Source organism: Candidatus Rickettsia kotlanii, from assembly GCA_030295365.1.
Lineage (GTDB): Bacteria > Pseudomonadota > Alphaproteobacteria > Rickettsiales > Rickettsiaceae > Rickettsia > Rickettsia kotlanii.
Window position 1 is genome coordinate 1196641 of record AP027062.1, and the last position, 7390, is coordinate 1204030.

Consider the following 7390-nt stretch of genomic DNA (forward strand, 5'->3'; position numbering starts at 1 on the left):
TCAATTACTACGTAATTTCCGCGCAATGACGGGCAATCAAACCATACAATATTAAGAATATCCTAGTGTATTTATTTATAATAATCAACAATCTTATCAAGTTTTATGCCTCTGGACCCTTTTATTAGAATAAGCTCATTACCTTCAAATAAATCCGTAATATGCGTAATTAATTCATCAACACTTTTAAAGTATTTTTTAGCTATTTTGGAAGGTAGTAAATCATCAATATATTTAGTATTTACTCCTACTAAATAGACCTTAGAACAAGCGGCATCTAATATGTACTGCACTAGTGTCTCATGTAATCGTTTAGAATTTTCTCCTAGCTCTAGCATATCGCCTATTATAGCAGTTTTATTCTCAGCAGGTACTTGTTTTAAATATTCTAATGCAGCTTTCATTGACTGCGGACTTGCGTTATAGTAATCACAAATTACACGACAATTTTGTATATTGATAATTTCCCCTCTTCCTTTAGTAGGAGAAATATTTGCTAAGCGATTTGCAGCTATCTCTATATCTTTACCTAATATATCGATAATTAAAAGTACACCGGTATAATTTTCAGTAAAATGCCGAGGAATAAACGGTATCGTTACATCTAAGACTTTATTATTTATCTTATACTTTAAGTAGACTTGCTCTCCTAGGTTCTCATATAAAATTAATTCTGCTGAAGTTTTAGATGATCTACCAAAGCTATGTATATCGGTGATAGAAAGGTTTTTTAATATCGATAATATTTTGTTATAGCAATTAGTATTGGCATTAATAACGGCAATATCATTTTTGCTAAAATTTGCAAAAATCTCACATTTAGCTTCAGCTATCTCCTCAAGCGAGTTAAAAAATTCTAAATGAGCCTCCGAAATATTAGTAATCATGGCAATATGCGGCTTTAATATTTGAACCAACTCTCTTATTTCACCTTTATGGTTCATGCCAAGCTCAAAAATAGCATATTCCGCATCATCAGCCATTGAAGCAAGATTAACAAGCATACCGAGTTTGTTATTGAAGTTACCTCGGCTAGCAAAAACTAGAAAATCATGTTGTAATAATATTTTCAGTGCTTCTTTGGTAGAAGTTTTACCGACGCTGCCTGTTATAGCTATAAATTTAGCTTTTGAATTCTTTCGTTTATATAAAGCCATTTTTTGTAGAGCTTCAAAACAATCATCGACTAAGATAATTTTATCTTTATCATTGATTTCTACTCGCTTACTAATAATTACGGCTGCTGCTCCTTTATCTATTGCATCTAGAACATAATCGTGACCATCTCTATTACCGTGAAGTGCTATAAATAAATCACCTTTTTTAACATCTTTGGAATTAAATTGTACTTCATTATAATTTATAGAATTAGAGATTGTTATACCGAGAACAGCACTTAAAGTTTTAGAGTTCCAGATCATATGTTTTTGTTATTTATGTGTTGTTGTATGGCTTGTTTGTGTCATTCCCACGTAGGCGGGGAAGCCAGTAAACATATAAAAAGCTTGCTTTTTATATTGTTTTATTTTATCAAATATGTAACTTCTGTATTAATATTGAAGTTATTTGATCCCCGTTTCCGCGAGGATGACATCAAGTTTTTTTAAAACTGTCCGGTATACATGGGTCAAGCCACGGAATGACAAACTTTTACACACTTCCTCACAACCTCAGCATCATCAAAAGGTAGTTTCTTATCGCCTATAATTTGGTAATTTTCATGACCTTTGCCGGCAACTAATAAGATATCATCTTGTTTTAAATTATTTATACCGTATTTAATAGCATCTTCTCTATTTGCTATTTCTGTATAATCTGCTTTCTCTATACCGCTTATGATTTCAGCTCTAATAAGCTTTGGGTCTTCATTGCGTGGATTATCATCTGTAATTATAATGGCATCGGCACGTTTTGCAGCTATTTGCCCCATAAGACTTCTCTTTGCCTTATCACGATTACCGCCGCAACCAAAAACTACACTTAGCTTACTATCACGTAATTTAATATTTTTCAGTTCCGTTAAAGCTTTTTCAAGAGCGTCCGGAGTGTGGGCATAATCAACGAAGATATTAGTGTTATCTATTCTCTCCATTCTGCCTTTTACTGCTTTAACTTCTACTAAAGAATCTATGACATCATCAAAAGCAAAACCAATATAATGAATGCTAAGCACGGCAATTAATAAATTACTAGCCTGAAAGCTACCAATTATCGGGGTATTAAAATTATATTCTCTATTATTAAATGTAAAATTAATATTTTGTCCTTTTAAAGAACCGTTAATTCTAGTTATTTCTAAATCACCTTTTTTCCCAACGGTTATAAATTCAATATTATGATTATGTAGATAATCTTTAACAAACTCTATTTCTTCTATATCAGAATTTAATATTGCGATGCCGTTCGGTAATAAATGATTTATAAATAATTTCAGTTTGGCTAATAAATAATTTTCTTTTGTATGGTGGTAATCTAGATGATCCTGACTAAAGCTAGTAAAACATGCAATATTTACTTTTATTTCCCTAAGTCTTGCTTGATCAAGACCATGACTAGAAGCTTCAAAAACTAAATATTCTATACCATGTTCAGCTAAATTATGAGCAATTTTTCTAAAGCTTAAATAGTCTAAAGTTGTTAATTCCGGTACATTATTATTTATAAGATTAACGCAGCCAAATATTTCTACCCCTATCGTACCTATAGATGCTGCCTTTTGCCCAAGTAATGAATACGTTTGAGCTATATAGGATACTACCGAGCTTTTACCATTAGTACCGGTTACGGCTATTAGATCCTTTGGTTTTTTAGGATAGAATATTTCTATGGCTTCATATAAAGCTGCCTGCACATCTTTTACGTAAATTACTTTATCTATAACAATATTTTTTTTATTGCCCGTAATTACTAATACTGCACCTTTGCTTAAAGCATCCTGAATAAAATCATTTCCATCAGTATTCCGTCCTTTAATCGCAAAAAAGACGTCTTTATCCTTAACGGTTTTAGAATTAATCGACAAACCTTTTACGTTATGTTGTTGAAATAATTGCTTTAGGTTATGGGACATATTTATTATGTTAAAAATGTGTTACCGTCATTGCAAGGAAATTGCATAGCAATTGACGAAGCAATCTCAGGAGTTCGTTATTATTTCATGAGATTGCCACGCAGCCTGTGGCTGCTCGCAATAACGGAGCAGGAATGACATCGAGTCTACACCTCTGATAAATTCCAAAGTAGTTGATTTGCCTCAACAATTATATTTTTATCTACTAATTTCTTGATATATACTAATTTATTATCTGGTTTGATTTTTGCCTGATCAGAGTAAGTACTAACGAATTTTAAAATTTTATCAGTCATATCGGCATTTTTATAAAATTTAATTACAAATCCGTTATCTCCTGAATCTAGATTTTCAATATTTAATTTAAAGCATAATAGTTTTATTTTTACAATATCAAGTAAATTATTAAATGCAATCGGTAGTAAACCGAATCTATCAATCATCTCATCTTTAAATGTCTCTACTTCTATCTCTGTACTTAAATTACCTATTCTTCTATATAGTCCAAGTTTAAGAGCTGCATCGGCTACATAACTATCTGGAATAAAGACGGATAATCCTAAATTAATAGTCGGGATAAATGGTTGTTCTGAAACAATCGGTTCATCTTTAAAAATAGCTATTTGTTCTTCTAGCATTTCTTGATAGAGTTCTGTACCTACTTCTTTAATTTGTCCTGATTGTTCTTCACCTACCAAATTACCGAAACCTCGTAAATCCATATCACGGCTTGCAATAGTAAAACCTGAGCCCAAAGTACAACTATTTTGTATTATCTCTAAGCGTCTTAAGGAGTGCAATGTCATCTTTTTATGACTTGCTACCGTTAGATAGGCATAACCCCGCATTTTACCTCGACCTATGCGACCACGCAATTGATATAGCTGACTAAGACCCAGCATATCAGCCTTATGTATGATCATGGTATTTGCCTCGGCTATATCAATCCCTGATTCTATAATAGTAGTTGAGACTAGTATATTGAATTTGCCGGCATAAAACTCGCTCATAACCTCATCAATTTTACTCGGAGTCATTTTTCCGTAAGCTATTTTATAGCTTAATTCCGGCACAATTTGTTTTAATTGTCTTTCGATATCCTCTATATCTTTAATTCTTGGGACTACATAAAAGCTTCTTCCGCCTCTAAAATGTTCGCGTAATAATGCATCTCTGATAATAACGGGATCAAACGGTATAACCGAGGTACGAACTTCCAGCCTGTTTAGAGGCGGTGTTGCAATAATGCTAAGTTCTTTTAAACCGGTCATTGACATTTGCAGCGTTCGAGGAATCGGTGTTGCCGACATTGCAAGTACATGGGAAGAGGATTTTAGTGATTTAAGAAATTCTTTTTGACTGACACCGAAATGTTGTTCTTCATCGATTATTAACAATTTCAAATTAAAGAATTTTATATTTTTATGTAATAAAGAATGAGTGCCTATTATTATATTTATTTTACCGCTTTCAAGCTCCGATCTTATAATTTTTGCTTCTTTAGAACTAATGATGCTAGATAATTGCTTGATATTTAAACCAAAACCTTTGAACCTTTCTATGAACCTTGAAAAATGTTGGCTACATAAAATAGTTGTCGGTACAACTACGGCTACTTGAGGTAAATGTTCATTTAGAGATTTTGCTACCATAAAGACGGCACGCATTGCTACCTCTGTTTTACCAAACCCGACATCACCGCATATTAACCTATCCATTAACATACCGTTTCTTAGATCTTCTTTAATATCGTTTATAGCGGTTAATTGGTCTTCCGTTTCGCTGAAAGGAAAATTAGCACAAAATTTATCATATTCTTCAAGGTCAAATTCAATGGGAGCACTACTATTAAGTTTCCTTTTAGCTGCTATTTGTATTAAATGCAGTGCTATCTCTTTTATACGATTTTTAAGCTTTGCCTTACTTCTTTGCCATGCAACGCTACCCAGCTTATCAAGCTCCGCATTATCATTGCCATATTTTTTTATTACCTCTATACTTTCAACTGGTATATATAATTTATCATTACCGGCATATAAAATCTTTAAAAAATCATGTGGTTTACCTTTGATTTCTAAAGCTTCTAGCTTTAAAAACTGCCCTATTCCATGATCTTTGTGAACAACAAATTCGCCTTCAGCTAAATTATCAAGCTCCAACAAGATATTTTTAAGTTTTCTGTCAGTGTTTGTAGAACCAGGTTTTTCTTCTAATAATTCGCTAGCGGTAATAAATAAATATTCTTTTGTATAAAAGCTTTGATTTAAAGGAATTATCCCAACATTTATTATTGAAGCCTTAGCCTCATCTAATTTATTTATCTCATTATATTTATATTCATAATTTTGAATTATGCTTTTGATTCGCTCAAAACTACTTAAAACGCTTGAGCCTATAATAATTTTCTTATGAGAATTTGCTTTAATAACCTCAAATAATTTATCGAAAACCGTTTTCTTTTCTATAAAACTTGTAGCAGCTATATTTTCAATTAAGCTAGCTTGCTCTGAGTTTTCAAAAGTAAGTAGTATATTATTTTTTCGTTCTAGTAATTCCGTTATTTCAGAAGCGGTAAAGTATAAGCTAGTCGGTGAAAGGGTGGGATAGAAACTATTAAATTTAAGTTTATTTGCCTCTGACCTTGCTGAATAAAAATCGTTATAACTATGTTCAAACTCTAAAATGGCTTGTTTTGACAAATTATCGAATATGAAAATAGGATCGTTTAAATAATCTATTAAGTTAGAGCAGGAATCGTAAAATAACGGGAGTAATTGTTCATATCCTGCGAATTTTCTTCCAGATATTACCGCCTCATATAAAGCATTATCAGTATGATTAACTCCAAAATTTCGTAAGTAATTATTCTTAAAATTACCTATAGTTTCACTATTTAAAACTATCTCATTTGCAGGACTAATAATAAGCTCCTTGCAAGATTTAGTCGAAATTTGTGTATCAATATCAAATTCTTTTATTGATTCAATATAACCCCAGCTAAAATGAATTCTATAAGCTTTAGGACCGGGCAATATTATATCAATGATTTCGCCTCTAACCGCAAATTCCCCGGCATCGATGCTACTCGCATTTCTTGTAAAACTATTTTCTACTAGAAACATAGCAAGCTCATCCGTAGTAAATTTCATTTTAGGGGATAATTTCAAAAAATATTTAGCAAAAAAATCTTTCGGTGGTAATCTGTTTAATAAGTTCGCTGTATGAGTGATGAGTAATTTGCTATTACTATTATTTGTTGTTAGCTTGGTTAATGTTTCTGCACGTCTAGATGAGATATTGGCATTTGGTGACGTATGGTCATAAGGAATGGTATCATAGCTTGGAAAATAATAAATATTTTCATTAGAAGAAAAAAATAAAGCTTGCTTGTATAATTGCAACGCCTCCTCTTCATTACTCGCACTCAAGATGAGATCTTGCTTAAGATTCTTAGTAAAATTATCAATTGCAAAGAAAGATTTAGCAGCTGCCGGGACTTTTTGTTGTAACATTCTACAGGAGTTTATATTTTTGCTATTTTGCGTAATTTATCAATTATTTCGGCATCTAGATAAGAAGGAGCAGAAGATTTATTATTAATCCAATTATAAAGATCATTATCATTTTGATCAAGTATTAAAGAATAGCTTCCAAGTTTTTGTTCATCCATTAAGGATAGGTACTTTTCAGCAAAGCTACCGAGTATATAATCCATTTCTCTGCAACCGCGATTTTTACTACGGTAAAAAAGTTTCTTTTGTAAAGAGTTTTTATTTAATTTATTCATCTATAACATCTTGCAAAATTTTTTTATAATAATATTATTAAAACAATCAGATACCAAGATCATTTTAAAATGCTTTAATAATTCAGCACTCTAATAAATCCATTCTACATGGGTAAAATTCTATTAACTTTTATTATCAATAACAGCAAAAAAGCGTAAATATGTCGGTTCAAAATATCTGTTCTACAAAAGCTTATGATATGCTAATTTCAAATGATAATGCTTTTCTTGTAGATGTTAGAACTAGAGAAGAGTGGCAGCAAGTGGGGATACCTCATTTAGATAATAAAAATAAGGTGGTCTTTCTAAGTTGGCAATTGAATAAAGATTTTGAAGATAATTTTTTATCTATCGTTAACGATAAAATTCATGCAATAATATTTTTCCTGTGCCGTTCAGGATGTAGGTCATTTATCGCAGCAAATTTTATAACTAATATAGGTTATAAAAATTGTTATAATGTTAGTGACGGCTTTGAAGGAAATAATCAAGATAAAGGCTGGAAACAAAATAACTTACCGTGGCAGTTTTAA

General features: G+C 31.6%; 5 protein-coding genes. 1 reads left to right on the forward strand and 4 read right to left on the reverse strand.

The features are described from left to right. Positions 1–71: 71 nt before the first annotated feature. The 4 genes from QUD19_RS06640 to QUD19_RS06655 form a co-directional block, all read right to left on the reverse strand. On the reverse strand, positions 72–1421 hold the full coding sequence (locus QUD19_RS06640; protein WP_498808093.1) for a UDP-N-acetylmuramoyl-tripeptide--D-alanyl-D-alanine ligase: 1350 nt from the start codon (positions 1419–1421) through the stop codon (positions 72–74). A gap of 206 nt (positions 1422–1627) precedes the next feature. Continuing rightward, complete coding sequence (locus QUD19_RS06645) at positions 1628–3070, reverse strand: UDP-N-acetylmuramoyl-L-alanyl-D-glutamate--2,6-diaminopimelate ligase (protein ID WP_498808094.1); 1443 nt, start codon at positions 3068–3070, stop codon at positions 1628–1630. A 146-nt stretch (positions 3071–3216) separates the two neighbouring features. Further along, on the reverse strand, positions 3217–6582 hold the full coding sequence (gene mfd / locus QUD19_RS06650) for a transcription-repair coupling factor (RefSeq protein WP_498808095.1): 3366 nt from the start codon (positions 6580–6582) through the stop codon (positions 3217–3219). Between the two features lie 11 nt (positions 6583–6593). Further along, positions 6594–6857, reverse strand: a complete 264-nt coding sequence (locus QUD19_RS06655) for an FAD assembly factor SdhE (RefSeq protein WP_498808096.1) — start codon at positions 6855–6857, stop codon at positions 6594–6596. Positions 6858–7018: 161 nt separating this feature from the next. Between QUD19_RS06655 and QUD19_RS06660 the strand changes: the two genes are divergently transcribed. Beyond that, positions 7019–7390: a rhodanese-like domain-containing protein gene (locus QUD19_RS06660; RefSeq protein WP_498808097.1), complete on the forward strand. Its 372-nt coding sequence runs from the start codon at positions 7019–7021 to the stop codon at positions 7388–7390.